Consider the following 26,280-nt stretch of genomic DNA (forward strand, 5'->3'; position numbering starts at 1 on the left):
GTTATGTGGTTATCTGATGTCTCCGTCAAACGTCCTGTCTTCGCTACAGTGATGAACCTGTTATTGCTGATCTTCGGTATTGTCTGTTTTACCATGCTGCCGCTGCGCGAGTTTCCGGATATTGACTCGCCTATCGTCACCGTCAGCACCGACTACCCGGGCGCGTCAGCCGAAATTGTCGAAACCAAAATTACTCAGCCCATTGAAGACCGCATTTCCGGTGTGGAAGGCATTAAAAACATCACCTCCAACAGCAGGGATGGCCGCTCTAACGTCACCATTGAATTTAATATCAACAGGGACATAGACGCCGCCGCCAATGACGTGCGGGAACGGGTCTCCCGTATTCTGGATAATCTGCCGGATCAGGCCTACCCGCCTGAAGTCTTTAAAGCAGACGGCGATGACGACACCATTGCCTGGTTTGTGCTGAACAGTGAGACCATGACCAGTCTGGAGCTGTCCGACTATGCCGACCGCTACATAGTGGAACGTTTTTCGGTGGTGGACGGTGTGGCCCGTATTCAGATAGGCGGCGAACGCCGTTATGCCATGCGGATCTGGCTGGACAAAGATGCCATGGCTGCCCGTGGTGTCACAGTGCAGGACATTGAAACTGTGCTGCGTAACGAAAATGTCGAACTGCCGGCCGGCGAAATTAAATCCGCTGAACGCGATTTTACCGTGCGGGTAGTGCGCACCTACAAAACCCAGCAGGATTTCCGCCGCCTGGCCATTAAACGGGGGGCCGACAATTACATTGTTCGCCTCGGTGAAGTTGCCAATGTCATTTTAAGTTCAGAAGATGAAGAAAGTGAGTTCCGCGGCGACGGTAAAAACCTGTTGGGTATCGGCATTATCAAACAGTCCAAAGCCAATACGCTGGACGTGGTGCGCAACGCCCGCGCCGAGATGGAGAAAATCAAACAAAGCCTGCCGGCCGGCACCACCATTGAACCAGGGTATGACTCCTCCCTCTTTATCGCCGAATCCATTCACGAGGTGTACAACACACTGGCCATCGCCATGCTGATGGTGGTGCTGGTCATTTTCCTGTTCCTCGGTAACCTGCGCGCCACCTTTATTCCGGCTATTACGGTGCCCGTCGCCCTGGTGGCGGCTGTCACTGTGCTCTTTGCGCTGGATTTTTCAATCAATCTGCTGACCTTGCTGGCCATGGTGCTGGCCATAGGTCTGGTGGTTGACGACTCCATTGTAGTGCTGGAAAACATTTACCGGCGCATTGAACAGGGTGAAGCACCACTGCTGGCGGCCTATCGAGGCACCCGTGAAGTGGGTTTTGCCGTCATCGCCACCACCCTGGTGCTGATTTCAGTCTTTGTCCCCCTGGTCTTTATGCAAGGCGAACTGGGGAAACTCTTTACCGAATTTGCGCTGGCCGTGGCGGCGGCCGTGGCCTTTTCGGCACTGACGGCCCTCACCCTGTCGCCCATGCTGGCCAGCAAACTGCTGAAGCATCAGAAACGTGAATCCCGTTTCAGTGCCGCCATGCACAAGGCCTTTGACACACTGGAAACCGGTTATCGCAATCAACTGAACATGGTGATGCAGAATCGTTGGCCTACTTTTGCTGTGTTGCTGCTGAGCCTGGTGGCCAGTGTGTTGCTGCTGAAAATGCTGCCAGGCGAGCTGGCCCCTCAGGAAGACAGAGGCACCTTTTTTGTCAATATGAATGGCGCTGAAGGGGCCAGTTATCAGAACAACAGCAAAAATATGCGGTTAATTGAAGATGTGCTGCTGCCCTACTACCAGAAAGGCGAATTTAACCGGCTGCTTATCCGGGTGCCGGGCTGGGGCAACAGCGGTGGTGTGGCCATAGTCGGCACCGAAAACTGGAACAACGGCCAGCGCCGCACCGCCGAGCTGATGCAGGAAGTGGCAGGCAAACTGAACCAGCTGCCAGACATTAAAGCCTTTACCTTTATGCGCAGTGGCCTGGGCGGCGGCCGCGGGGGTGGCCGGCCAGTGCAGTTTGTTATTCAGGGCAATACCTATGAAGAGCTGTCGCGCTGGCGTGACATCGTACTGGAAAAAGCGGCGGCCAACCCCAACCTGCAGATGCTGGACCACGACTACAAAGAAACAGTGCCTCAGGTGCTGGTGGAAATTAACAGCGAAAGAGCCGCCGATTTAGGCATCTCGGTCGGTGCTGTGGGCCGGGCGCTGGAAGCCATGCTTGGTGGCCGCCGTGTCACTACCTTTCTTGACCGCGGCAAAGAATACGATGTGCTGCTCGAAGGGGAAGACAAAGACTTTGCCCGCCCCGGCGCCATCAGCAATGTGTATGTGCGCGCAACAGAGTCTGGCCAGTTGATCCCACTCGACAACCTGGTGACCTTAAAAGAAGAAGCCACCACTTCAGCGCTGAACCGTTACAACAGAATGCGCGCTGTCACTATTACTGCTGGCCTGGCACCGGGTTACAGCCTGGGTGAAGCGCTGGAATTTCTGGAAACTGTGGTCAAGGAGAATATCGAAGGCACAGTGGGCATCGACTACAAAAACGAGTCGCTGCTGTACAAAGAAAGTGGCGAATCCACAGCGCTTATTTTTATGCTGGCGCTGCTGGTCACCTACCTGGTGTTAGCCGCTCAGTTTGAAAGCTTTATTCACCCGCTGGTCATTATGCTGACAGTACCGCTGGGGCTGGTGGGTGCGCTGGCCGGTCTGTACCTGGCGGGCATGACACTGAATATCTACAGCCAGATAGGCTTGGTGATGCTGATCGGTCTGGTGGCGAAAAATGGCATCCTGATCGTCGAATTTGCCAATCAGCTGCGGGATGCCGGAGTCGCGTTTGAAGAAGCCATCAAGCGCGCTTCTGCGCTGCGCCTGCGCCCTATTGTCATGACCGCCTTCACCACCGTCATGAGTGCAATCCCGCTCATCATCACTACGGGGCCGGGCTCCGAAAGCCGGATGGTGATAGGTATGGTCATTTTCGCCGGTGTCGGCATTGCCACCCTGCTGACCATTTATGTGGTGCCTGTCGCTTATCTGGTGCTGGCCAAAAACACCGGCTCACCGGAGCAGCTCAGCCGTGAACTGGAATTGCTGGAGCAGCAGGCCGGGCCGGAAAAGCTGGACTAACAGCGAAAGAAGCAAAAAGCCGTCGATTGACGGCTTTTTTGTGGAATGCCAGCGCCGTTACCAGCGCATCGCCTGAATCCGGCTTACTTCGCCGTCTTGCACCATCTGCTGCCAGGCTTGTTGCAACTTTTGCAGCTGAGCCTGGCTTAATGCCTTTTTACTGAAGCCAAAATACACCGGGCTTTGGTAGATCAGCAGCAACTTCTGATAACGGACTGCATCCTGGTAACCTTTGTCCTGCCAATACTGCAGCACAGTTTCATCTTCCAGAATGGCATTGACCCTGTTGGCTCGGAGCAGCGCCAGTTTGTCCTGAATACTGCTGATAGACACCAGTTGCCGGGCAAACTCCGGCTGTCGCTTCAGCTGTTCAAACTGTTCGCCATAATAAGCCCCGTTCAGTTCAGCAATGCGGCCATAATCCAGTTGACCGGCCAGCTGCTGCAACGACTGAATGGGCAGCAGCTTCGTCGGATCGCCAATCAGCCAGATACGCTCAGTGTGATGGGGGCCGATAAACACAAAATCCTGCTCCCGGCTCTGGGTCCTGGTCAATTGGCTGACCACAGCCAGCTCACCACTTTTCAGTTGCTGCAATGAACGCAGCCAGGGACTGTCCACATAACGCAGCCGACAGCCGGTTTTTTCCGCCAGTCGCTTCAGCAGCACGACACTTTGGCCTGTCCATTCCTCACCTTGCTGCATCAGGTGTGGCGGAAACTCAGCTTCCGCGGCAAAAGACAGTTCACAGGCAGATGCAGTTTTCACAACCAGCAATACCCCTATCAACAACCAGAGTACAGGCACGATCACAATCCCTATTTAATGTTCCACCGGCTACTATGGCAGCGTACTTTTGAAAGCGCCAGAGGCTAAGTTCAGGAAAAAACTGTTTATGCTCAGATATTTTCAGTGACCCGCTCCCAGCCAGCTGCTAGACTGGCCTGCAGCTGAACATGGGTGTCGGGCCAGGCCTGACTTCACAGGGAAAGGGGTGAAAATCCTCTGCTGTACCCGCAACTGTAAACTGCAACAGTCCAAGACACCGCAGTGAGCCAGATGGCCTGACCTTTTCAGTAAAAGCGCTGCGCAAGCAGTACACAGTGCGGGTCTACACTGTGCCGTCATTCAGCAGAATCATTCTGTCAGCGGCTGGTGTTTCTCAATCAAGGACAACAGTGGCTCTGGTACGTTTTCAACAAGTCCGGCTTGAACTTCAGCAACAGCCTGTATTGCATTCATTAAGTTTTGAACTGCAGGAGCGGCAGTTTGTTGGCCTGATAGGCCCCAATGGTGCCGGTAAAACCTCATTGCAACGTCTGCTGCAGGCAGAATACCAGCCCAGCAGCGGCCAGATTGAACTGGACCAAATCCCGTTAAGCCATTACAGCAGACCTCAACTGGCCAGACAGCTGGCGGTGGTCAGTCAGTTGCCCGGCCATTTATTTAACCTGTCCGTGCTGGATGTGGTGACTATGGGGCTGCTGCCCCATAAAAAGCTCTGGCAAACCACCACTGCGGACGATCAGCTGCTGGTGCAGCAGCAACTGGACCAGGTTGGTTTGCTGTCCAGGCAGCGGCAGCCATTTGCCAACTTATCCGGTGGCGAACAACAGCGGGTGCTGCTGGCCAGGGCGCTGGTACAACGCCCCCGGCTGTTGTTGCTGGACGAACCGACCAATCACCTGGACCCCTATTACCAGCACCAGATGATGCACCTGTGCAAAACACTGGGCATTGCCGTGTTGGCCAGCATTCATGATCTCAACCTGGCCGCCTGTTATTGCGACCGCTTGTTATTGCTCAACCAAGGCCATCTGCTGGCCGACGGCCCCGTCGGGCAGGTATTAACCGAACCTCTGTTGCAACAGGTGTTTCGCAGCCATTGCCTGGTCGATCAGAACCCCTTTGTCGCCAGACCCCGGGTTAACTTTGGCCATCCGGAGTGGCAATGAACACGGGGCTGCGCTGGAGCCTGTTGCTGGGCACCCTGATGCTGCTGCCGCTCTGGTCATTGCTGACCGGGCCGCTGGCGCTGAGCTGGGCGGGTTTATGGCAGGCACAGGACGCCATGACCCAAACCGTGCTCTGGCAAATCCGCCTGCCCCGTATTGTGCTGGCGATGGTCGCCGGTGGGGGTCTGGCCCTGTCCGGTGCTCTGCTGCAAAATTGCTGCCGCAATTCACTGGCCGACCCCTATTTATTTGGTGTGGTGTCCGGGGCGGCTTTGGGCGCCACCTTGCAGCAGTTACTGCTGCCGTCCTGGCCCGGTGCTTTGGCGTTTGCAGCCTTTGCCGGCTCCACCCTCGCCGTGCTGCTGGTGTTGCTAATCAGCCGGCTGGGCTCAGGCCAGCGTCTGGAAACGCTGTTGCTCTGTGGTGTGGCCATCAGTTTTTTATTCAGCGCGCTGTCCAGCGCCCTGCTGTATATTTCCGAACCCTTTGCCGCCAACCGGGTGATGTTCTGGCTGCTTGGCAGCCTGGCGCAAGCCAGTTATGCCGACGTGCAGCTGAGTCTGCCCTTGCTGGTACTGCTCACCGTACTCAGCCTGCTGTTTCGCCGCCAGCTGGACGCCTTGTTGCTGACCGACGAAAGCGCCCGTAGTCTGGGGGTGCCCGTGGCAGCCCTGCGGCTGATGTTTTTGCTCGGTTGCGCCGCCCTCACTGCGGTCATAGTGGCCTGCTGTGGCGGCATTGCCTTTATTGGTCTGATGGTGCCGCATCTGGTACGGCGACTGTTTGGTTTGTCCAGCGTCCCCCTGGTGCTGGGTTCTGTCGGTCTTGGCGCCGTCTTTTTACTCGGAGTGGACACCTTGTCCCGCTCGGTGTTTCCAAGCCAGGAGCTGCCCGTTGGGGTACTGACCTCAGCCATTGGCAGTGTGTTTTTTTTCAGCTTAGTGCTCAGACAACAGCGCTGAGGAGAGGCAATGAAGTTTGAGATCAGCATTGTGGATCACCGCAAAGCAGCAACACTGCAGCAGGTGATTGATCAAAAAACCAAACCGCTTGGCGCTTTGGGGAAACTGGAAAACCTGGCGCTGCAGCTGGCCCTGATCCGCCAACGTCTGCCATTGACGCTGCAGGCCCCCCTGCTGCTTATTTTTGCCGGTGACCATGGCATTAACCGGCATCAGCTCAGCATTGCGCCCAGTCAGGTCACCACGGAAATGGTGCGCAACTTTCTGGCCGGTGGGGCAGCCGCCAATTGTTTTTGCCGCAGCGCCGGTGTGGCGCTGAAGGTGGTGGATTGCGGTATTCTGACCGACCTGCCGGAACAGGATGGGCTGATTAAACAACGCCTTGGCAGCATCACCGAAGATTTCAGCCTGCAAAGCGCCATGAGTCAGCAACAGGCCCGGCAAGGCCTGGAGCTGGGCTATCAGCTGGCCCGCCAGCAGCTGGACTCCGGTTATGATGTGTTGCTGCTGGGCGAAATGGGCATTGCCAACACCAGCAGTGCAGCCGCCCTGCTCTGCGCCGCCACCGACATTCCTCTGTACAGTTGTGTGGGCTTTGGCACCGGCATCAGCGCCGCGCAGTACCAACGCAAAGTCAGTCTGATCCAGTTAGCCTTGTCGCGCCCTTATGCCAAAGATCCAGTCTCGTTGCTCGCGGAGTTTGGCGGTTTTGAAATTGCCCAGCTGACAGGGGCCATCTTAGGTGGCGCCAGCCAGCGCAGCCCTGTGCTGATCGACGGTTTTATTGTCACAGTGGCGGCTATTCTGGCCTGTCAGCTGAACCCGGCCTGCCGTGATTACCTGATTTTTGCCCATCAGGGGGCTGAAACCGGCCACAGAGCCGCCTTAACCCAGCTGCAGGCCTCGCCGCTGCTGGATTTGTCATTACGTCTGGGCGAAGGCACCGGAGCCGTGCTGGCCTGGCCCCTGCTGCAGGCTGCCCAGAGTTTCTTTAATGACATGGCCAGCTTTCAAAGTGCCGACGTCACCAATGTGGTGGTGCAGCCTTGAGCGTCCTGCTCAGACAATGGCAGCTGTTTTTACTGGCGCTGAGTTTTTTCAGCCGACTGCCGGTTCCGGCCAGCCTGCCTTACAGTAAGGAACGGCTCAATCAATCCGGCCGTTATATCTGTTTAGTCGGCTGGTTATTGGGCGCTTTGCAGGCGCTGTTATTGTATGGGCTGTTGCAGTTATTCAGCCCGGCCCTGGCGGTACTGCTGATGCTGGTGGCAGGCCTTGTTCTGACCGGCGTGTTTCATGAAGATGGCCTGGCTGACACCGCCGACGCTTTGGGCGGTGGCCAGCAGTTGTCGCAAAAACTCAGTATTTTAAAAGACAGCCGCATTGGCAGCTACGGCACCGCTGCTTTTGTGCTGGTGATGCTGCTGAAATGGCAAAGCCTGCACGAGCTGCAGGCACAGGCGGTTTGGGCTGTGCTGGTGGTCGCGGCCTTATCCCGCCTGGTGCCGGTATTGCTGATCAACAGCCTGAACTACCAGCAGGCTGACGCGGTCAGTAAAAGCAAACCTCTGGTCAGCCAAAGAGACAGCCTGAACCTGGGGCTCAACCTGCTGGTGGCCTTGCTGCCTCTGTATTGGCTGCCCTGGCCGTTGAGCCTCAGCCTGTGTGTTACCCTGCTGATTGGCTTTGGCTTGTGCCGGCATTATTTCAAATCGCAGCTGGGGGGCTACACAGGGGATCTGCTCGGTGCGGCGCAGCAAGTTACAGAGGTTGCGCTTTATCTAATCTGGTTACTGGTATGGACTCACAGCTGATGACGCACACAACAACCCTGATCCTCGGAGGCGCCCGCAGCGGCAAATCCAGCTTTGCTGAACAGTTGCTGGCAAAGGCAGACGAGGTGTTTTATCTCGCCACCGCCACGGCCATAGACGATGAAATGACACAGCGTATTTTACAGCACCAGCAGCAAAGACCCGGCCACTGGACTGTGCTGGAAGTGCCGTTGTTGCTGACTGAAACCCTGAACTCCTTATCAGGCCAGGGCGCCACAGTACTGGTCGATTGCCTGACACTCTGGCTGAATAACCAGCTTTACCGGTTTCCCGAGCAAAACTTTCAACAGCTGCGTCAGCGCCTTGCTGACGCAGTCGCCAATTTTGACGGCCGGCTGGTGCTGGTCAGCAATGAAGTGGGCGCCGGAGTCGTCCCTCTGGGGCCAATCAACCGGCGTTTTGTTGACGAACAAGGCTGGCTGAATCAGCAACTGGCGGCCTGTTGCCATCAGGTCGTGCTGGTCTGTGCCGGTCTGCCGCTGTACTTAAAAGGTCAGGCCAATGCAGCAGATTGATTTAGTGCGCCATGGCCCAGTGCAGGGGCCAGCCGGTTTATTTGGTCAGACCGACATTGCGCTGGCCGAGCCTGAACCTGCGTGCCTGCACTGGCTGGCGGAGCAGCCCTACCAGCGGGTGCTCAGCTCACCGCTGCAACGCTGCCAGACCACAGCGCAGCTGCATGCAGCCCGGTTGCAACTGCAGCTTGAAACCGAACCTTTGCTGATGGAAATGAATTTTGGCCGCTGGGACGGCATGCGCTATTCAGAACAGCACCCGGACTGGCCAGCCCTGTGCCAGTTCTGGCAAAACCCGCTGGTTCATAAACCGCCTGCGGGTGAAACCCTGCAAGACTTTATTCAGCGGGTGGTGTCGGGTTTTAACCAACACAGCCAATGGCATACAGGCAACCAGCTCTGGCTGCTGCATGGCGGCGTGATCCGGGTGATCCTGGGCGCTGTCTTGCATATCCCGCCGGACCACCTGCCCTGGTGGCAGCAGCTGTCGGTCGGGTATGGCAGCATCAGCCGTATTCAGCGCCCCCACGCCGGGGCGCCCTGGCAACTGCTTTGTATGGCAGCGCCACTTCCCCCTTCAATCTGAGAGTCAGACAACATGGATCAAAATTACAAACAACAACGCCACAAAGAACGCCAGCAACAGTTAAAAGCCGAAGTGGATAAAAAAATCAGCGCCGCCACCCAGGATAAAGCCTTATTGCTGGTACTGACCGGAGATGGCAAAGGCAAATCCACCGCTGGTTTTGGCACTGTGGCCCGGGCTGTCGGCCATGGCCTGAACGCCGCCGTGGTGCAGTTTATTAAAGGCAGCTGGGACTGCGGTGAACGTAACCTGCTGCAACAGCATGGTGTTGAATTTGCCGTCATGGCCACAGGTTTTACCTGGGAAACCCAAAACCGGGAAGCCGATATAGCTGCCGCTGAGCTGGTCTGGGCAGAGGCTGAACGCTTCTTGCAAGACGAAAGGCTGCAGCTGGTGTTGCTGGATGAACTGACCTATATGCTGAGTTACCACTACCTGGATCTGGACCGGGTGGTGCGTGCAATTGAACAGCGCCCGGCCAGTCAGCATCTGGTGATCACAGGCCGCAACTGCCATCGCCGCTTGATTGACATGGCCGACACCGTCAGCGAAATACAGAATATTAAACACGCCTTTGATGCCGGTATTCAGGTGCAAAAAGGAGTGGACTGGTGAAAGCCCTGCTTTGGTTCGCCGCGCTGCTCGCCTGGCAGGTGCAGGCTCAGGCACAACCCCACGCACAGCGCATTATTGCTTTGTCCCCCCATTTGGTGGAGCAGCTGTACAGCATTGGTGCCGGTGACAGACTGGTGGCCGCCACCGAACATGCCGACTACCCCGCTGCGGCGAAACAACTGCCCCGGGTGGGCAATTATATGCAGCTGAATGTCGAACAAATTCTGCTGCTCAAACCTGATTTGGTGCTGGCCTGGACAGATGGCAATCCACCGGGGGATATCAGCCGTTTGCGGGCGCTGGGCCTGAACCTGGTGGAGTCCAACCCCAGACAGCTGCAGGACATAGCCGCAGAGCTCAGGTTATTGGGTCAGCTCACCGGTCATCAGGCCCAGGCGGAGCAACAGGCCAGCCTGTTTGAACAGCAACTGTCGGCCTTAAAACAACGCTACCAGCGGCAAAGCAAAGTCCGGGTATTTTACGAGCTGTGGGCCGACCCCTTGTCCACAGTCGCCAATCAGGCCTGGCCACAACAACAACTGGCGCTCTGCGGTGCAGAAAACCCCTTTGCCAGCGCCACAGGCGATTACCCCACAGTAGGCCTGGAGCAGGTGCTGGTCAGCCAGCCTCAGTTGATTATTCAGCCAGATTCTGAGCAAGAGAAACGCTCTTTGTTTGACTGGTCACGCTGGACAGAGCTGCCCGCGGTGAAATACCAGCAGTTCAGCAAACCGGATTCTGATTTATTGCATCGCACCACAACCCGGATGCTGCAGGGCGTTGAACGGCTTTGTCAGGATATTGATAAGGCACGGTCGTTTTATCAAAAACTCGCACAATGAAAAATTGCTCCCGGCTTTTTTAGCGCCACCATCCATGGCGGCGCCCCTCCGGGTTGTGCTTCGCACAATGAAAAATTGCTCCCGGCTTTTTTAGCGCCACCATCCATGGCAGCGCCCCTTCGGGTTGTGCTTCGCACAATGAAAAATTGCTCCCGGCAATTTTTTGCCGCATGGGGCTAAAGTTTTGCCGGTGCGGGCCGAAACAGGGATACAACCCAGGCATGGTCTGGCTATACTGACCGCAGCCACAGCCACAGCGCAGGAGAGCTTTATGTCATCCATCACCAGTCTGAGCACCACCAATGCTCAGTCCGCCAACAGCAGCAATGCCACCGAAGAAAGCAAAGAGAAAAAGCTGACAGGCTATGAGCAGTCCCGCCTGAACAAGCAACAGCTGAATGCATCCATTATGGAAAGCCAGCTGAAACTGACCACAGGCCAGGATGACAACTCACTGAAGTTGCTTTACAAAACTGCGCTGGAAGGCATCAACAGAGAGCTGGAAGAAGAATTTGGCCCCAACGCCGCAGAAAAAATTAAACAAAGTGACGTCGATACCTCGCCTGAAGCCACAGCCGACCGTATTGTCAGCTTTGCAACGGCCTTTTATCAGAAGTACAAAGAACAAACCCCGGACATGACCGAAGAAGAACGGCTGGATAAATTTTTATCCATAGTCGGCGGTGGCGTCGATACCGGCTTTGCCGACGCCCGTGAAATTCTGGATGGCCTTGGCGTATTAAGCGGCAAAGTGGCAGACGATATCGACAAAACCTACGGCCTGATCCAGGACGGTTTTGCCCGCTTCCGCGAATCTATTCTGAATCCTGCTAAGGATGAAGAACTGGCAGCTGACGTTGCCGCGAACACCAAAGACGAACTGACCAAGATGTAAGTATTACCAGTGAAGGAGCCGGTACAGACTGGCCGGCTTATACCCCACTTCACTGCTCAGCCACAGCTGCCCGGCTGGATCCACACAGGCCCCCTCCACCTGCGTGTCCACAGGCAGCTGTTGTTGTTTTATCAGCTTGCCCTCTGCATCCAGCAGCGCCATCCAGACTTCAAATTTACCGACAATCGTTTGCCAGAACCGCTGCTGAGGCGGCACATAACCCACCAGCAACAAATGGTCAGAGCCCGGCACCGCAGAAGCGGCAGTGACCAGAAATGGCAGTTGCACCTCGTAGCGGGCCGCAGGCAACGGCTGCACCGCTTTGGCACGGTCCAGCGGGTAAAGGCGGGCTATGCCACTTTTCCAGCTTTTACTCACCAGCCAGAGTTGCTGTTGCCAGAACACCATGGCTTCAAAATCCAGATCATGGTGGTAAATCTGCCGTTCTTCGTCCGGCAGGCGTAAGCGAATGGTTTTTTCCGGCGTCAATTGCCAGCTCAGTCCATACAACTGCAATTCAGCACGTTGGCCGTCGTTATTGCCGGTATCCGCCAGCCAAAGCTGGCCTTCTGCCCATTCCAGCGCTTCCCAGTCCACATTGGGCAACCTGAGTTTTTGCTGACGCAACAACTGCCCGGTGACACTGAGCTGAAACACCTCGGCTTTATTGCCTGAATCATTCAGGCTCCATAAGGTGTCATCCGCACAACTTAAGGCTGAAGATTCATTCAGTACCACAGGCAAAAGCTGTTCAGTCGGCGCCGTCTCTGCGGCCGGAGTTGGCACACAGGACGACAGCAGAAGCAGCAACGCCGCCGATAACGGGGGCTGGCTTAAGCGCAACAATACTGCACCAGGGCTTTTTGCACATCCAGAATAGAGCTGTCCTTGCTGAAGGTTTTGACAATAGGGCTGTCGGTACTGCCAAGCCAGATTTTCAGGTCAGACTCCAAATCAAAATGGCCTTTGGTTTCCGCAGCAAACCGCACTATCGACCGGTAAGGCACCGACATAATTTCCCGTTTGGAGCCGGTTAACCCTTGTTTATCCACCAGGATCAAACGACGGTCCGTAAACACCATCAGGTCACGGATCACTTTGTACGCCTGCTGCACTTTTTCGTCCGCCAACAGAATCTGTTGTAAATCCTGTTCCACTTCCGCTAAGTCTGCGGCCCCGGCATTGCCCAATAACGCACCTAACAAACCCATAATCACCTCCATTGAAGGCATCAGCCTAAAACACAAGAGCCGTCGCTGGCAAGGCAGGCTTAGTGTTGCCGGCAGAATTCCGGTAGACTTCCCTCCAACAAGGCTCTGAATTGAATGAGGGATAACAATGGAACTTGCTACCTTTGGCGCCGGTTGCTTCTGGTGTATTGAATCAGCCTTTAACCAGGTTCGGGGCGTCAGCGCCCTCAGCGGTTATATGGGCGGCCATACCGCCTCACCCAACTACCGCTCTGTCTGCAGCGGTACCACAGGCCATGCCGAGGTGGTGCAATTGCAATTTGACCCTTCAGTTATCAGTTATGACCTGTTACTGCAGATCTTCTGGTTTTTACATGACCCAACCACGCTGAACCGGCAAGGCAACGATGTAGGCACCCAGTACCGTTCGGTGGTGTTTTATCATGACGAATCGCAGCTGCAGCAGGCGCAGCAATCCAAAGCTGCCCAGCAATTGCAGTGGTCGGCACCCATAGTCACCGAGCTCAGTCCTGCCAGTACCTTTTACCCGGCGGAGGACTACCATCAGGGCTATTTTGAACAAAACCCGCAACAGCCCTACTGCAGCATTCTGATAGCGCCCAAGCTGGCGAAATTCCGCCAGCACTTTGCGGCATTGCTGAAATAACGCCTTCCTTGAGGGCTGGCCCCCAGCCCCAAACAAACTCAGCCAGCCAAAAGGCTTATAGAGTGTATTTTTTCATCTGAAGCGGTTTTGAGAATGACGGATGTTCTCAAATTAGAAAAATTGCGGGAGAAAAACAGTATAAAAATCAACCCTTATAACGACGCCTCCAAAATCGCCCCCAAAATATGATAAAAACTGCAATAAGTTAAAATTTTTCACCTGTTTGATTTTTAAGAGTTTTTAATCAAACCTGCGTAAAGACGGTGTCATATTTACCAGTTACCGTTATAAGGCACGGGTAAAATTTAATCGAATTACTAATTGTATTAAATTTTTCACAGTGTAAACTCTAACTCCTCTGCGCACCAAAAAGGCGCAGGCCTGTAGTTAATAGGACGTAACTATGAACACTCAACCCGGTTTCAAGGCAGAAGATAGCGGTTCCTGCTTTATAAACAGATTTTTTGACATCGCTTCCATCAGCGTTGCGTTGTACATCAGCCTGAAGCTGCAAGACCAAATCACCACAACCAACTACGTTGTGTTGTTGCTAATGGTCTTGGTGGCCTACCTCTACACGGCCGAATCTCTGCAGCTGTACCGCTCATGGCGTGTTAACCGCCTGAGCACCAGCATCTGGCTGGTTGCCACCTGTTTGTTTGTTGCATTCAGCGCCATGCTCGTAGTGACATGGGCCTTTAAAATTACTGCAGACTTTTCTCGTCTGGTGGTGGGCGGCTGGGGTTGTCTTGCCTTTTGCCAGCTGGCCATCTGGCGCATTTGCGGGCGAATTATCAAAAATGCCCTGCATAAAAAAGGCATCAGCACCCGTCGGGTTGCCATTGTGGGCTGCACCGAAAATGCAGAGCGCCTGATCAATGAAATTAACCAACGCCCAGAGCTTGGCCTGGTGTTTTGTGGCATCTACGACGACAGAGCACCAGAGCGTGTATTCAGCTGCTCAGAACGCATGCTTGGCAAAGTGGAAGACTGTGTCGACGCAGCCCGTCGTGGCACCATCGACAAGCTGTATTTAACCCTGCCCATGTCTGCCGACAAACGCATCGCCGACATTATTCAACGGCTGGGCGACACCACGGTTGACGTGCATTTAGTGCCCGACTTCCTGCTGTACAACCTGATGCACGCCCGCTTTGGCAGCGTTGGTAATGTCGAAACCCTCAGCGTGTTTGAGTCGCCTTACTTCGGCGCCCGCGACTGGCTGAAACGCAGCTTCGACATTGTGGTCAGCTCCATTGCCCTGCTGCTGCTCGCCGTTCCTATGTTAGTGATTTCCATAGCAATTAAAGCAACAAGCCGCGGCCCTGTGTTATTTAAACAAGACAGGTACGGGTTGGACGGCAAGCCGATCAAGGTCTATAAATTCCGCAGTATGACAGTGCAGGAAAACGGCAGTAAGGTTGTTCAGGCAACCAAAGGCGACAGCCGTATCACCCCATTGGGTGGTTTCTTACGGCGCACCTCGCTGGACGAACTGCCGCAGTTTATCAATGTGCTGACAGGTGACATGTCGGTCGTTGGGCCCCGTCCCCACGCTGTTGCCCACAACGAGGAATACCGCAAGCTGGTGGCGTTTTATATGCTGCGCCACAAAGTGAAACCAGGCATTACCGGCTGGGCACAGATCAACGGCTGGCGCGGCGAAACCGACTCACTGGAAAAGATGGAAAAGCGGGTGGAGTACGACCTGGCCTACATCAAAAACTGGTCGTTGTGGTGGGATGCAAAAATTGTGTTTTTAACCTTTTTCCGCGGCTTTACCGGAAAAAATGTTTACTAAAAAAGGACTATCTATGAAATCCAAGTTGGCGATTATGGTTGCCCTGGCCTGTGCCAGCAGTCAGGTGCTGGCGGTTGACCCGCAATCTATTCAAACTGAATCTGGCTTCGACATCACGCCTTTATTAACTACAGGCCTGAAGTATGACGACAACATCACCAGTGCCAACGCCAACGAAATTGACAGTTGGGTATTAACCATTGTGCCTACACTGAAGGCCCGTGCTGACGACGGCGTTACCGTGTATGAGTTCAATGCTGGTGTGTTCAGTGGCACCTACTTCGACAGCAGCGACGACAACTTTATTGACACCAATATTGGTGGTTTGTTTGACACCCGCTTGTCTGAACAAAGCAAAGTGAACCTGAAAGCCGACCTGGTTTGGGGCCATGAAGACCGCGGTACCGGTATTACTGAAGGTTTAAATAACGACCAGGACGAACCAACCCGCTTAAACAACCAGACCGTTTCTGGTTACTACGAATACGGTGCCAAGGCAGCCCCAGCCCGGGTTCGGGTAGGCGCCAAATACTTCAACAAGGAATACATGAACCAGCGTGAAGTGACGCAGTTCCGCGATTACGACTCGCTGTTAGGTGGTGTGAACTTTTACTACGACACCCAGTCAGGCACCACGGCCGTACTGGAAACCAGCGTAGACGACATCAGCTACGACTTTGTCGACCCGGACGCCCCACGCGACAGCAAAGACACCAATGTTAAACTGGGTGCCGAGTGGCAAATTAGTGCACTGACCTCTGGCGAAGCCAAAATTGGTTACCAGAAAAAAGACTTTGACGATGAAGAGCGCGAAGACTTCAGCGGTGTGGCCTGGACAGTTAACGCCAACTGGTCGCCACTGTCGTATACCAGCTTTAATGTGGGCACAGGCCGTAAAGCCAAAGACCCATTGCAAGGCGGCGATTACATTAAAGAAACCACCTATGTTGTAGGCTGGTCGCATAACTGGAGCGAATCGGTTCAAACCAACCTGTCTTACAACCGGATGGAAGAAGATTACGTTGGCTTAGTGCGGAAAGACGAAAACGATTCCTACACCGCCAGTGTGAAATATGCGTTCCGTCGTTTTATGGATGTCAGCCTGTACGGCACAGTCACCGACAAAACCTCGTCCGTAGAAGGCATTAAGTTCGACCGCAATGTTATAGGCCTTAACTTTGATTTCTCACTGTAATTTGTGGCGAAACAAAAGGACATCAACGTTTTATGCAACAACTCGTAGTACTTATTGTTGCCCTGTGTTTTAGCTGGTCTTCCTGGGTTGTGGCCCAGGAAGACGCCAGTTATTTATTAGGGCCCGGCGACAAAATTATCATTCAGGTCATTGGTGAACCCGACCTGACCATCGAAACCCAGCTAACCGACAGCGGCAAAATTAACTACCCCTTTTTAGGCGAAATTACTGCCAAAGGCTTAACCATTAAAAAACTGGAAGGCCTGGTGTATAACGGCCTGAAAGGTGACTATTTTGTTGAACCCAATGTGTTTGTTGGTATTGTGGAATACCGGCCATTTTTTATTCATGGCGAAGTAAAACAACCCGGCGGTTACCCTTACAAACCCGGCATGACAGTAAACCAGGCCGTGGCGTTGGCAGGCGGCCTGACCGAGCGGGCGTCGCGTGAAAAAATATTTATCACCCGCGAAGCCAGTAAAAGCCGGCAGGAAAACGCCAACCTGAACACCAAAGTAAACCCCGGCGACACAGTGACAATTGAGCAGAGATTCTTCTAACTATGGCAGTAATGGACACAGCAGCGGTACCGCAACAGCAGGACGTGATTGATCTGCGCAAGTACATCAGCATTATCAATATTCACAAATGGCGCATTCTGACCCTGGCGGTGCTGGTGACAGTGCTGACCGTGCTGGTGGTGCTGAATATTCAAAGCAAATATGCCTCTACCGCTACCCTGCTGATTGAAAGCCAGCAGGCCAAGGCCGTGTCTATTGAAGAGGTGTATGGCATTAACTCTGGCCAGCAGGAATACTACCTTACCCAGTTTGAAATTTTAAAATCGCGCTCCATTGCCGAAAAAGTGGTGGACAAACTGAATTTAAAAGACCACCCGGATTTTGAAGTAAAACCCGGCTTAATGCAGCGGCTGCGCGATTTAGTGCCCTTTATTCCAAACCCGGAAGCCGAATTAACCCCTGAGCAAATTGCCTTTAAGCAGCGCGAAAGCCTGGTGAATGAGTTTCTCGAACGGCTCAGCATTAACCCCATTCGTAAAACCCAGCTGGTGCAAATAAGCTTTACCACTTACAGCCCGGAATTAGCTGCTCAGGTGGCCAATGCAGTGGGTGATGAATACATTAACAGCCAGCTGGAAGCCAAACTGGGCATTACCCAACAGGCCGCCAACTGGTTAGGTGGCCGTTTGGGTGAGCTGCGCCAGCAACTGGACGACTCGGAAGCCCGCCTGCAGGCTTACCGGGAAAAAGAAGGCTTAATTGACGTAGAAGGTGTGCGCGGCTTAGGCGCCAAAGAGCTGGAAAGGTTGTCTGACGAGCTCACCGAAGCCCGTTCGCGCAAAGCCCAGGTGGACGGTTTTATCCGGGTAATACGCCAGTACGGCATTGACAATATGGAGCAGCTGGAAAGCCTGCCGGAAATTACTGCCCACAAAGGCGTGCAGGACATTAAAACCCTGCAGGCAGCCACAGAACAGAAAGTGTCTGAACTTTCAAAAATTTATGGCCCCAGGCACCCTAAACTGATAGCCGCCAAAAGCGAGCTGACCGCCGTAACCGACAACCTGCGCGGCCAGATTAAAAAGCTGGTGTCGGGCATAGAAAACGAAGCCCGCTCGGTTCAGGAAAATGTGGTAGCACTGGAAGCTGAACTGGCCAAAGCCAAAGTGCAGTACCAGGACACCAGTATTAAAGAAACCACCTACCAACGGCTGCAGCGTGAGGTAACCACCAACCGCCAGTTATTTGAAACCTTTTTAGCGCGGCAAAAAGAAACCGAAGTAACCAGCGACTTTAACTCGGCCATTGCCCGCTTTACCGACCTCGCCGTGCCGGGCACAGAGCCGGTGGCCCCCAAACGCAAACTGATTGTGGTGCTGGCCTTTGTGGCAACATTGGGCCTGGGCATGATGCTGGCCTTTGTGCTGGACGCCCTAAACGACACTATAAAATCGCCCAACGAAGTGGAAAACCTGCTGGGCCAGCGCACTTTAGGTTTTATGCCCGATTTGCCGCACCAAAAGAATACTGACTTACCGCTGTACAGCTTTTTCGACGACGGGCATAAACAATATGCTGAATCGGTGCGCAGCATAAGAACCAGCCTGACCTTACTGGCACTGGACAAACAGCTGAAGCTGATTGAGCTAACGTCTTCTGTGCCTTCTGAGGGCAAGTCTACCTGCGCGGTAAACCTGGCTTTTGCCTTTGGCCAAATGGAAAAAGTGCTGCTTATTGACGCCGATATGCGCCGCCCTACCCTGGCCAAACGTTTTGGTTTACCGGCTTACCAGCCGGGCCTGGCCAACTTAATAGCCGGCCGCGAACAACTGGACGACTGCCTGGTGGTGGACGAGAAATCTGGCATTACCTTGTTGCCAGCCGGCAATGTGCCGCCTAACCCGCTGGAGTTATTAAGCTCACCACGTTTTGCTGAGTTACTGCAGCAACTGGCCCAGCGCTACGACAGAGTTATTATTGACACGCCACCAGTGCAGGCGGTAAGCGACGCTTTGGTCATTGCCAAAACAGCAGACGCCGTACTCTATGTTGTTGCAGCCGACCAGACCCGCGGTGGCGCCATACAAAGCGGCATTCACAAACTGCTGCAAACCGAAAACAACCTGTATGGCGTAATACTGAATAAAGTGAATATGAAAAAAGTGGCGCAAAGTTACGGCGATTACAGCCACTATGGCTACTACCACTATTACAGCAGTGAGCAAAGCTGATGTACGACCTGCACTGCCATTTTATTCCGGGCATTGACGACGGTGCCCGCAGCATGGAAGAGGCACTGCAGCTGCTGCGGCTGGCGGAGCAAAATGGCATCAGCCATATAGTGACCACGCCGCATATTAACCCCGGTTATTTCGACAACACTCAGGCCATTATTCAGCAGGGCCTGAGTGAGCTGAAGCAGCAGGCCAAAGCCGCAGGCCTTGGCATACAACTGGCCGCCGCCGCCGAAGTGCGGCTGTGTGCCGAGCTGCCCTATTGGGCCGAAAGTGGCCTGTTGCCCTTTTTAGGCGAATACCAGGGCTATAAAGTATTGCTGCTGGAGTTTCCGCACAGCCATGTGCCAGCCGGTGCCGACCGTTTAGTAAAATGGCTGCTGACCAAACAAATTTTGCCGATGATTGCTCACCCGGAACGTAACCGAGATATTCAGCAGGACATTAAAAAACTGCTGCCTTTTCGCCGCTTTGGCTGCCTGTTACAACTGACAGCCAGCTCTGTATTGGGTGACATGGGCGAAGCCAGCCAGCACACAGCACTGCAATTATTGGAAGAGCGAGCCTTTGACATTGTAGCCACCGACAGCCACAGCCTGCAACGCAGGCCACCCAAGCTGGCCGAAGCCAGGGCTGCCATTTCACAGCTCTGTGGTGACGACTACGCCGGGTTGTTAACCCAGGACAAACCTGCACAAATCAGCCGCTTTCACTTCAGTTAAAGGACCCAGCATGCCAGCCGCTGACTTCAGACTCACCCCCAGGCGCCGCAGAAGCAGCACAGCACAACCACAGAACACCGAATACGGCAACAGAGGCAGCCGTTTACTGGCGCTGCCTGCTTTAGCGCTGGCTGGCCTGCTGTGCTGGCATATGGTGAATATGGGCCTGGCCAGCGCCTGGTATTTTAAAGCCAACCATTACCTGGACCTGTGGGTTAAAAACGAACAACTCTTTACCGAACCAAGCTGGCAAGAGGCGTCAACCGCCATAGATAAGGCAGTACAACTGCACCCCACTCACCCCCACTATTTATTAATAAAAGCCAAAATAAACGAATGGGGCTGGTATGGCGGCTTAATGACCAGCAAACAGTTGGAACAAACCGAAAGCTATTACCGACAAGCCATAGCCCTGCGCCCAACCTGGCCTAATGCATATGCAGATTATGCCTATTATTTAGGTGTCACACAGTACAGGGTAACTGAAGCCCTACAGCAATTAGACCAAGCATGGAAGCTGGGACCATTTGCAACAGAAACCCATTTACGTCAATTAGCAGTAGGATTCAGGCATTGGAATAAACTAGCAATAGAACAAAAAGCCAAAACTTTATCAGCATTAAAGCTAGCTGTATCAGGTAACTACTCAGGAAGTCAACAAGCTCTTCAAATAACAAGAAATACCGGACTCGAAAAGCTAGCATGCATATATCTTATGGCTAACGAATCAGAACTATCATTTCAAGAGTTTAAAAAAGTTAAAAAGGATTTTTGTAAAAACCAGAAAAACAATTGACCTAAGCACAAAGCTATGCTCTAAACTAAATAAATTAGCTATGATTTCTTATCAATGAGCAATAGCAATCAACTAATCAGGGTATTAATTCGGCAATTAATAAATTTAGATCACAAAAAAATTCTAAAAAATAAATTATCAATCCTAAATTGTGCATATAAAGAAGGGGAAACGAAGAGTGCACTTACTCAGCGCCAAGCGGATGATATTTATTACCCTAATTATGATACCTCTCAATGCGTGCATAGAAGATAAAAAATTACACAACCCAATATATACAATTCAAAAAGAAACAATCCCCAAGACAGGTCCTGGAGTTATTTTTCATTACAACTTCGACAGTCTTGAACATAGATCAAATAAAGCAGAAATTTGTCTACATCTAAAAATTTTCAATTCACCCGAAGGAAAGTGCGAAATATATTCTGATGTAGAAATTATTGATCGAGCCGAAAAAAACAAATCCCTCAGACTATATCAGAATAAACATCAAATGAATAATAGATATATCATAAAATTGGAGACGCCCATCTTTGAAGATCATGAAGAATTATACGTAGGATATTGGATAAGGTTTTCTGACAACTTCAGTTTTGGAAAAGGTGGGAAGCTCCCTGGAGGATTAATTGGTATTGAAAAAGGGAAACCGTACCCAGCACATGGGAACGAAGTAACCAGAGATAGTGGATTTAGTGTTCGTAGCATGTTTTATACTAGAGGCTATTGGAATAGAGAACAGGACGTGAACAGGTACCCTCAGCTTTATACCTATATCTATCATGAAGATATGGAAGGCCGTTCTGGAGATAAAACCTCATATAGGTTAGGCGGCTATCCTTTGGACTTTCTAAGGAAATCGATTGATAGTCACATATCTAGGAGCACAACTTCGATGGCTGAATTCTTCAAACCAGGCTATTTCATTGTTACTCGCGTAAAAATGAACTCCTATAAAAATAATGATGGGTTAGTTGAAGTATTCATTAATGGGAAAAATGTGATACACAACGATAACTATTCATTTTCATACTCAAAAAAATACGGCATAAACAAAGCGACCTTCTCATTTTTTTACGGTGGGAATATAAATTGGAAGCCGTACACATCAGACAAAGATAAAAGTTACATAGAGATTGACGACATCATACTATCTACCGCAATGATTGAATAAAATCAATCAATTCAGTTTAAGTAACGACGTACATTTCTAAATAATCTTCTAAAGTTTGGAATTGCCACATTAACAAAAGAAAAGCAAAACTTCCGACACAAAATTGAATTTAGCAGTATAAAATAAATTACTCGTGTTGAAAAGAAACCAATTCCTAAGCCAGAATAAGAATATAAGTAGCAAGCAGATAATGTCGATAAAACCAGAAATATAAAACTCAAAAACTGCGATAGTGCAACTCTTGAAGCGAGGCCGCAGGCTGAAAGTGCTGGACCAATAACTCTAGTGAAGCACAAAAAAGGCAGGCTTAACAAAATAAGGATTATTGAAAATAAATGCTCATTAGAATAATCACTGACATAATTTCCTGCAAAAAAATAACACAGAATTGAAAGAACCAACGCTGCGACAAGAGAAATAATAAATAATATCCATGCAGAAGTTAGGACAGACACTATGTTTCGCTTAGGGTTTTTTGATCTTATACCTTTAGAAAAGGCAACCATACCTGTAGCTGTAGCAACTTCAGCAAATATATCAGCAAATTTATATGCTAGAAAATAGATTCCAGCAACGGCTGCACCATATAAATATTTAGCAATAAATATTGTAGAGAATGGTATGACAAGTAACAACACTAAGGTAATCGCGAAGGGGAATCCATGCTTGACGAGCAAGTTTATATCGTGAAGTATATTAAATCCAAATTGAAATTTTAATTCGGAAAGATCTGATTTACCCAAAGTATATCCAGCACCAATTAAGTTTGCCAACAAAAACGAGAAAAACACCAACTGCAATGTAAAATCATCCATGAATAACGATAAAGATAAAACCACCACAAAAAAGGAAACCTTTGGAATAACTTCAGATGTATTAAAGGAAGATACATCGCCAGATCCTAAAAAGAAACCTTGATTAATGTATATAAATAACATTGGAAATATGGAAAGTGAAAATATAAGGACTGTCGATATCCCAATATCCTTCCAGCCAACAAAGTAGAATGAATAAAAACAAAGTGCCAAAAATCCGAAAATAGATAGCGCTGAATAAGTTAGAAAAGTCGTACTTTTTAGATGCTGGTGTGACAATATCTCCTTCGCAAAGAAAAATGCCACCGATTGACGGAGCCCTAAACTAAATAGGAAAACTGCAATATATATCGCACTCGATAATACACCGTAAAAACCTATATCCTCTAATGACATTGAAGCAGTTAATATTAACAGGACAAAGAACATTGCTCCGCGAGATATTAATCTTCCAAAAAAGACAAGAAAAGCATCCGTCTTAAAAACTTTAACAAGCATTCTTTAATGCTCTCATTTCTATTGAGTAAACTAATAGGGAAAAGCCTAGCAAGGTGGTCACTTTTCCGCCTATAACTACACCTGTAAGTCCGCAAAACAATATAAAAATAATAATAAACAGCGAATAAGAAAGTTTTTTTGTCACTTTTTGATATTTAATTGCATTTGAAATAGAAAAGACAAGAAATAGAGACATTAATATTGCACCTACATAACCTGTCTCAAGTGAAGCATTAATCCAAGAATTGTGAGCATGCGGCGATACATATTGCCTACCAGGCTCTATTGTCAAATCAGAGAAAAACGAACCAAATCCATATCCATACAATGGTTGTTCTTCAATCAACTCAATTGCAAAAAGCCAAGTTGGCACTCGCCCGGTCAAAGATGCATCTGCAACATCACCCCTCGAGAAAGTTTCCATTATAAAATCAATGTTTGCATATACAATAAATGACGAAGTTATAATAAAAATTATATAGACGACTTTAACGTGGGACTTGTAGTGAGCGTAAAGCAGCAATGCATATGTGATCATGAAAGACATTGTAAATGCTCTTGCTTGCGTGGCGGCCAAAGTAACAAAGGAGAAAAAAATTATAAACTTAAGGATTCTTGTCGATATAATATCATTATATTCTTTTGATTTTAATGCATTTAGATAAAACACCGTTGCAATCAACGCGCTAGCAGCTGAAAACAAAGCCAATCGCTGAGAATGGGCAAAAAAGCCGTTTAACCTCCAGACTACATCAGGCAACACTGCAAAACTTGGCAATAAAAAAGCTAAAACCCAACAAAATGCCATAATAACCACACCCATTCGGAGCCACTTCTTGATTACATACTCCAATTCCAAATTAGAAAATGAAACTGCTAAAAGTAAAGTTAGCCAGATAGGGATAGAATGAAATAGAGACTCGATACCAATGAAAGACCACCTATAGCTTAGAGTGCACCATGATATATAAAGCAAAAACAAAAAAACAGCTTTATCTTTATACAATAGTTTATAACTACTTCGAAGCAACAGAAAAACAAAAGACAAAAATGAAAAAAAAATAAAAATCATTAAATTTAGTCTAAAATCACCAATCCTTATTGCTTGAAATTCGAGAAATATTAGTAAGAAAAAATATAAAGTAAGAAATGACCACTTAGTTAAAACCATCGCCTATGCCTTTGCCTTTTTGTTTTTACTTAATTTCAATAGAGCATATACTTTAAGAACGACCAGTGAGTTCAAAATAATATCAAAAATCAGATTCCGCTTAAAAGGGAAACAATTTAAGTATATTTCCATGTAAGAATCCATAACACTAGAAATGTCAAACCGTTGCTTAGCTACTGATAATATATATTTTCTTTTTTCATTAAGTTTTATTTCATCACTTAAAATTTGAATAACTGAAGATAAGAATTCTTTCGAGGAAGCTTCAGTGCGATTTTTAAGAATGGAACGAGGAGAAAAGTTATTATGCTGCAGTTCGTCAATATTGTCTTCATCAATAATTACAGGATATCTAGAACTACTAATTGTTGTAAATACAAGTTTATTGAGCAGAGCAGCCTCAAACACCCCGCGACCAGTGCCTAAAAAATAATCACACAAATCTATCAAAGCTGAAGCGTTTTTTGTATATCGTTCTTCAGTTACGACCCGAAGATATTTGCAATCAAGAGCAATGATTTCATCATATACGTGCTGATCCTGTATGAAACCGATAATGACAGCAGTACAAGAAAATCCTTGATCATTCAATCCATTCACCAAATTTATTAACTGAATGAAGGACTCTTTGTAGCTATCGCATATCCTTGCAATCCTTAAGATTACCTTTCCTGAAATATCATATAACTCTTTAATTTCCCTAATTCTCAAATCATCACATAATATCTTCTTTGCTCTATTGGGCAAATAATGAACATTCACATCTTTGTATCGACTTCTGCTTTTAAAAAATGCAAAATTTTCTTGGCTAAATACTATCAAATCGTTACACCTCGGAAAGAATAACTTAGGATTTGGCCCTCCTGGTTTTGTTAAAACCAATTTGCATTTTATCTTGACATTTGCTAGTCTTGCAAAGAAATATGATTTGTTATCAAATGAATGAATCACATTCGGTGAAATATCATAAATTTCATCTGCAACCTTTTTTATATATTGAATCAAAGAATCACTTTTTTTGAACTGTATAAATCTAACTTTTACAGATGTGTTACCAAAAGTCGGAGGGAAAATATCACCTAGAGAAACAATTTCGACGTCTAATCCGTTTTCATAAATACTTTCAGCCAGTATCTTTAGCGACTCATAGTGCCCCCCCCGGCCAGTGTTGTCTGACGATACTGCACTAATTAAATAACATACCTTCATTATGTTCCGGCCTGCTTTATTTGAGCATCATATGTTACAAACCTGACTTCCGTTTCCATATTAAAGTTTGTACTTTTAAATACTGTTTCTTTAGCTAGCGAAATCAATCCAAGAACATCGTCTGAAGTTGCATTATTAACATTTACAATAAAGTTTGCGTGAGCTTCTGATATTTTTGCACCGCCTAAAGATAGGCCCTTTAATCCACATGTTTCAATTGCCTTGCCTGGCGGGCCAATAACTTCATACATTTTTGGATTACTAACAAAAACTGAACCACAATTAGGAAGCTTTAAAGGAAAACGAGTTCGTCTCGAACGCATAATATCTATCATCTCTTTTCTAGAGTCTGAATAACGATATGATGGGAACTCCATTACTACTTCAACTATTATTGCACCGTTCCTCTGAAACACTGACTCACGATAGTCAAAAAGACATTCCTCATTGTTAAACTGAACAACTTTTCCATCACTCATTACTGCCGTGACATAAATAATATTATCTCCAATACCCCTACGCTGACTTCCGCCATTCATGCATGTAAGCCCACCTAGAGTTCCAGGTATTCCGATAGTATGTTGAATGCCTCCAAGATCACTTCTTGCAATATTTCTTGCAAGTTTTGGTACCCAAACTCCTGCTTCACTAACAACTCGGTTGCCCGTCACTGAATACTTTGATAAGTTTCTTCCTATTTTAATCACAACAGCATCAAGACCTTTGCTATCAAATAACAGATTAGATCCGTCACCTATTACAATATAAGGAACTTTATTCTTATTAAGGAATGTTACAATAGCTGAAACTTGTTCAATTGATGTTGGTTGGATAAGCCATTTACACTTTCCTCCAATTCTCCACCTTGATAATAACTTCAAGTCTGCATCTTCTGTAACGTTACCTGGGCTAATCAGTTCTAACGATGAGCCAACAACATTCATATTTAGCAAACTTTGGGTCACTTCCATATC

The 26,280-nt window shown here is 49.5% G+C and carries 25 protein-coding genes and 1 riboswitch; of the genes, 18 read left to right on the forward strand and 7 right to left on the reverse strand.

Translation table 11 applies throughout. The annotated features are described in order from the left end of the window. Positions 1 to 3: 3 nt before the first annotated feature. Positions 4 to 3,111 (forward strand): efflux RND transporter permease subunit, encoded by a 3,108-nt coding sequence (locus WKJ04_RS02235; RefSeq protein ID WP_337878918.1) that lies wholly within the window; start codon positions 4 to 6, stop codon positions 3,109 to 3,111. A gap of 57 nt (positions 3,112 to 3,168) precedes the next feature. On the opposite strand, the gene WKJ04_RS02240 is transcribed toward WKJ04_RS02235, so the two are convergent. Then, a complete protein-coding gene (locus WKJ04_RS02240) occupies positions 3,169 to 3,918 on the reverse strand; it encodes a transporter substrate-binding domain-containing protein (RefSeq protein WP_337878919.1) in 750 nt (249 codons plus the stop codon). A gap of 134 nt (positions 3,919 to 4,052) precedes the next feature. After that, positions 4,053 to 4,198: riboswitch (cobalamin riboswitch) on the forward strand. Between the two features lie 91 nt (positions 4,199 to 4,289). On the opposite strand from WKJ04_RS02240, the gene WKJ04_RS02245 reads away from it, so the two are divergent. The 9 genes from WKJ04_RS02245 to WKJ04_RS02285 all read left to right on the forward strand — a co-directional run bounded on the left by WKJ04_RS02245 (position 4,290) and on the right by WKJ04_RS02285 (position 11,316). Continuing rightward, complete coding sequence (locus WKJ04_RS02245; protein ID WP_337878920.1) at positions 4,290 to 5,066, forward strand: ABC transporter ATP-binding protein; 777 nt, start codon at positions 4,290 to 4,292, stop codon at positions 5,064 to 5,066. Then, the gene (locus tag WKJ04_RS02250; protein ID WP_337878921.1) at positions 5,063 to 6,028 is read left to right on the forward strand and encodes an iron ABC transporter permease; all 966 of its coding nucleotides are present in this window, start codon (positions 5,063 to 5,065) and stop codon (positions 6,026 to 6,028) included. The genes WKJ04_RS02245 and WKJ04_RS02250 overlap by 4 nt, the downstream gene beginning before the upstream one ends. A 9-nt stretch (positions 6,029 to 6,037) precedes the next feature. Further along, entirely contained in the window at positions 6,038 to 7,078 is a 1,041-nt protein-coding gene (gene cobT / locus WKJ04_RS02255; RefSeq protein WP_337878922.1) for a nicotinate-nucleotide--dimethylbenzimidazole phosphoribosyltransferase, read from the forward strand. Next, entirely contained in the window at positions 7,075 to 7,842 is a 768-nt protein-coding gene (locus tag WKJ04_RS02260; RefSeq protein ID WP_337878923.1) for an adenosylcobinamide-GDP ribazoletransferase, read from the forward strand. Before cobT ends, WKJ04_RS02260 begins: the two co-directional genes overlap by 4 nt. Continuing rightward, positions 7,842 to 8,378 (forward strand): bifunctional adenosylcobinamide kinase/adenosylcobinamide-phosphate guanylyltransferase, encoded by a 537-nt coding sequence (gene cobU / locus WKJ04_RS02265; RefSeq protein WP_337878924.1) that lies wholly within the window; start codon positions 7,842 to 7,844, stop codon positions 8,376 to 8,378. Before WKJ04_RS02260 ends, cobU begins: the two co-directional genes overlap by 1 nt. Then, positions 8,365 to 8,964 carry a histidine phosphatase family protein gene (locus WKJ04_RS02270; protein WP_337878925.1) on the forward strand — a complete coding sequence of 200 codons (600 nt, stop codon included), beginning with the start codon at positions 8,365 to 8,367 and terminating at the stop codon, positions 8,962 to 8,964. Before cobU ends, WKJ04_RS02270 begins: the two co-directional genes overlap by 14 nt. A gap of 12 nt (positions 8,965 to 8,976) precedes the next feature. Next, complete coding sequence (gene cobO, locus WKJ04_RS02275) at positions 8,977 to 9,579, forward strand: cob(I)yrinic acid a,c-diamide adenosyltransferase (protein ID WP_337878926.1); 603 nt, start codon at positions 8,977 to 8,979, stop codon at positions 9,577 to 9,579. After that, positions 9,576 to 10,421, forward strand: a complete 846-nt coding sequence (locus WKJ04_RS02280) for a cobalamin-binding protein (RefSeq protein ID WP_337878927.1) — start codon at positions 9,576 to 9,578, stop codon at positions 10,419 to 10,421. Before cobO ends, WKJ04_RS02280 begins: the two co-directional genes overlap by 4 nt. Positions 10,422 to 10,692: 271 nt before the next feature. Beyond that, complete coding sequence (locus tag WKJ04_RS02285; RefSeq protein ID WP_337878928.1) at positions 10,693 to 11,316, forward strand: DUF5610 domain-containing protein; 624 nt, start codon at positions 10,693 to 10,695, stop codon at positions 11,314 to 11,316. Positions 11,317 to 11,319: 3 nt separating this feature from the next. On the opposite strand, the gene WKJ04_RS02290 is transcribed toward WKJ04_RS02285, so the two are convergent. Both WKJ04_RS02290 and WKJ04_RS02295 read right to left on the reverse strand, forming a co-directional pair. Then, positions 11,320 to 12,162, reverse strand: coding sequence for a hypothetical protein (locus tag WKJ04_RS02290; protein ID WP_337878929.1), 843 nt, complete (start codon positions 12,160 to 12,162; stop codon positions 11,320 to 11,322). Then, positions 12,150 to 12,527, reverse strand: a complete 378-nt coding sequence (locus WKJ04_RS02295; protein ID WP_337840966.1) for a PH domain-containing protein — start codon at positions 12,525 to 12,527, stop codon at positions 12,150 to 12,152. The genes WKJ04_RS02290 and WKJ04_RS02295 overlap by 13 nt, the downstream gene beginning before the upstream one ends. 127 nt (positions 12,528 to 12,654) lie before the next feature. On the opposite strand from WKJ04_RS02295, the gene msrA reads away from it, so the two are divergent. From msrA to WKJ04_RS02335, 8 genes are all read left to right on the forward strand, one after another. Beyond that, on the forward strand, positions 12,655 to 13,173 hold the full coding sequence (gene msrA, locus WKJ04_RS02300) for a peptide-methionine (S)-S-oxide reductase MsrA (protein WP_337878930.1): 519 nt from the start codon (positions 12,655 to 12,657) through the stop codon (positions 13,171 to 13,173). A 403-nt stretch (positions 13,174 to 13,576) separates the two neighbouring features. Further along, the gene (locus tag WKJ04_RS02305) at positions 13,577 to 14,974 is read left to right on the forward strand and encodes an undecaprenyl-phosphate glucose phosphotransferase (RefSeq protein ID WP_337878931.1); all 1,398 of its coding nucleotides are present in this window, start codon (positions 13,577 to 13,579) and stop codon (positions 14,972 to 14,974) included. A 13-nt stretch (positions 14,975 to 14,987) separates the two neighbouring features. Next, complete coding sequence (locus WKJ04_RS02310) at positions 14,988 to 16,169, forward strand: outer membrane beta-barrel protein (RefSeq protein WP_337878932.1); 1,182 nt, start codon at positions 14,988 to 14,990, stop codon at positions 16,167 to 16,169. Between the two features lie 32 nt (positions 16,170 to 16,201). Then, positions 16,202 to 16,729 carry a polysaccharide biosynthesis/export family protein gene (locus tag WKJ04_RS02315; protein WP_337878933.1) on the forward strand — a complete coding sequence of 176 codons (528 nt, stop codon included), beginning with the start codon at positions 16,202 to 16,204 and terminating at the stop codon, positions 16,727 to 16,729. Between the two features lie 2 nt (positions 16,730 to 16,731). Continuing rightward, positions 16,732 to 18,921 (forward strand): polysaccharide biosynthesis tyrosine autokinase, encoded by a 2,190-nt coding sequence (locus WKJ04_RS02320; RefSeq protein WP_337878934.1) that lies wholly within the window; start codon positions 16,732 to 16,734, stop codon positions 18,919 to 18,921. After that, entirely contained in the window at positions 18,921 to 19,646 is a 726-nt protein-coding gene (locus WKJ04_RS02325; protein WP_337878935.1) for a CpsB/CapC family capsule biosynthesis tyrosine phosphatase, read from the forward strand. Before WKJ04_RS02320 ends, WKJ04_RS02325 begins: the two co-directional genes overlap by 1 nt. 10 nt (positions 19,647 to 19,656) lie before the next feature. Further along, positions 19,657 to 20,442, forward strand: a complete 786-nt coding sequence (locus tag WKJ04_RS02330; RefSeq protein ID WP_337878936.1) for a hypothetical protein — start codon at positions 19,657 to 19,659, stop codon at positions 20,440 to 20,442. Between the two features lie 178 nt (positions 20,443 to 20,620). After that, on the forward strand, positions 20,621 to 21,613 hold the full coding sequence (locus WKJ04_RS02335) for a polysaccharide lyase (RefSeq protein WP_337878937.1): 993 nt from the start codon (positions 20,621 to 20,623) through the stop codon (positions 21,611 to 21,613). Between the two features lie 11 nt (positions 21,614 to 21,624). On the opposite strand, the gene WKJ04_RS02340 is transcribed toward WKJ04_RS02335, so the two are convergent. The 4 genes from WKJ04_RS02340 to murB all read right to left on the reverse strand — a co-directional run bounded on the left by WKJ04_RS02340 (position 21,625) and on the right by murB (position 26,277). Continuing rightward, complete coding sequence (locus WKJ04_RS02340; RefSeq protein WP_337878938.1) at positions 21,625 to 22,926, reverse strand: oligosaccharide flippase family protein; 1,302 nt, start codon at positions 22,924 to 22,926, stop codon at positions 21,625 to 21,627. After that, complete coding sequence (locus WKJ04_RS02345) at positions 22,916 to 23,749, reverse strand: O-antigen ligase family protein (RefSeq protein WP_337878939.1); 834 nt, start codon at positions 23,747 to 23,749, stop codon at positions 22,916 to 22,918. The genes WKJ04_RS02340 and WKJ04_RS02345 overlap by 11 nt, the downstream gene beginning before the upstream one ends. Before the next feature lie 351 nt (positions 23,750 to 24,100). Continuing rightward, positions 24,101 to 25,306 (reverse strand): hypothetical protein, encoded by a 1,206-nt coding sequence (locus WKJ04_RS02350; protein ID WP_337878940.1) that lies wholly within the window; start codon positions 25,304 to 25,306, stop codon positions 24,101 to 24,103. After that, the gene (gene murB / locus WKJ04_RS02355) at positions 25,306 to 26,277 is read right to left on the reverse strand and encodes a UDP-N-acetylmuramate dehydrogenase (RefSeq protein ID WP_337878941.1); all 972 of its coding nucleotides are present in this window, start codon (positions 26,275 to 26,277) and stop codon (positions 25,306 to 25,308) included. Before murB ends, WKJ04_RS02350 begins: the two co-directional genes overlap by 1 nt. Positions 26,278 to 26,280: the final 3 nt, after the last annotated feature.

This window comes from Rheinheimera sp. (genome assembly GCF_037442345.1).
Classification (GTDB): Bacteria; Pseudomonadota; Gammaproteobacteria; order Enterobacterales; family Alteromonadaceae; genus Pararheinheimera.

Bases quoted from the DNA above. Each gene is read 5' to 3' on its own strand.
- WKJ04_RS02340 (WP_337878938.1), bottom strand. From the start codon at position 22,926: ATGCTTGTTAAAGTTTTTAAGACGGATGCTTTTCTTGTCTTTTTTGGA.
- WKJ04_RS02235 (WP_337878918.1), top strand. From the start codon at position 4: ATGTGGTTATCTGATGTCTCCGTCAAACGTCCTGTCTTCGCTACAGTG.
- WKJ04_RS02250 (WP_337878921.1), top strand. From the start codon at position 5,063: ATGAACACGGGGCTGCGCTGGAGCCTGTTGCTGGGCACCCTGATGCTG.
- WKJ04_RS02325 (WP_337878935.1), top strand. From the start codon at position 18,921: ATGTACGACCTGCACTGCCATTTTATTCCGGGCATTGACGACGGTGCC.
- msrA (WP_337878930.1), top strand. From the start codon at position 12,655: ATGGAACTTGCTACCTTTGGCGCCGGTTGCTTCTGGTGTATTGAATCA.
- cobU (WP_337878924.1), top strand. From the start codon at position 7,842: ATGACGCACACAACAACCCTGATCCTCGGAGGCGCCCGCAGCGGCAAA.
- WKJ04_RS02315 (WP_337878933.1), top strand. From the start codon at position 16,202: ATGCAACAACTCGTAGTACTTATTGTTGCCCTGTGTTTTAGCTGGTCT.
- murB (WP_337878941.1), bottom strand. From the start codon at position 26,277: ATGGAAGTGACCCAAAGTTTGCTAAATATGAATGTTGTTGGCTCATCG.
- WKJ04_RS02285 (WP_337878928.1), top strand. From the start codon at position 10,693: ATGTCATCCATCACCAGTCTGAGCACCACCAATGCTCAGTCCGCCAAC.
- WKJ04_RS02345 (WP_337878939.1), bottom strand. From the start codon at position 23,749: ATGGGTGTGGTTATTATGGCATTTTGTTGGGTTTTAGCTTTTTTATTG.
- cobO (WP_337878926.1), top strand. From the start codon at position 8,977: ATGGATCAAAATTACAAACAACAACGCCACAAAGAACGCCAGCAACAG.
- WKJ04_RS02310 (WP_337878932.1), top strand. From the start codon at position 14,988: ATGAAATCCAAGTTGGCGATTATGGTTGCCCTGGCCTGTGCCAGCAGT.
- WKJ04_RS02295 (WP_337840966.1), bottom strand. From the start codon at position 12,527: ATGGGTTTGTTAGGTGCGTTATTGGGCAATGCCGGGGCCGCAGACTTA.
- WKJ04_RS02350 (WP_337878940.1), bottom strand. From the start codon at position 25,306: ATGAAGGTATGTTATTTAATTAGTGCAGTATCGTCAGACAACACTGGC.
- WKJ04_RS02330 (WP_337878936.1), top strand. From the start codon at position 19,657: ATGCCAGCCGCTGACTTCAGACTCACCCCCAGGCGCCGCAGAAGCAGC.
- WKJ04_RS02320 (WP_337878934.1), top strand. From the start codon at position 16,732: ATGGCAGTAATGGACACAGCAGCGGTACCGCAACAGCAGGACGTGATT.
- WKJ04_RS02305 (WP_337878931.1), top strand. From the start codon at position 13,577: ATGAACACTCAACCCGGTTTCAAGGCAGAAGATAGCGGTTCCTGCTTT.
- WKJ04_RS02270 (WP_337878925.1), top strand. From the start codon at position 8,365: ATGCAGCAGATTGATTTAGTGCGCCATGGCCCAGTGCAGGGGCCAGCC.
- cobT (WP_337878922.1), top strand. From the start codon at position 6,038: ATGAAGTTTGAGATCAGCATTGTGGATCACCGCAAAGCAGCAACACTG.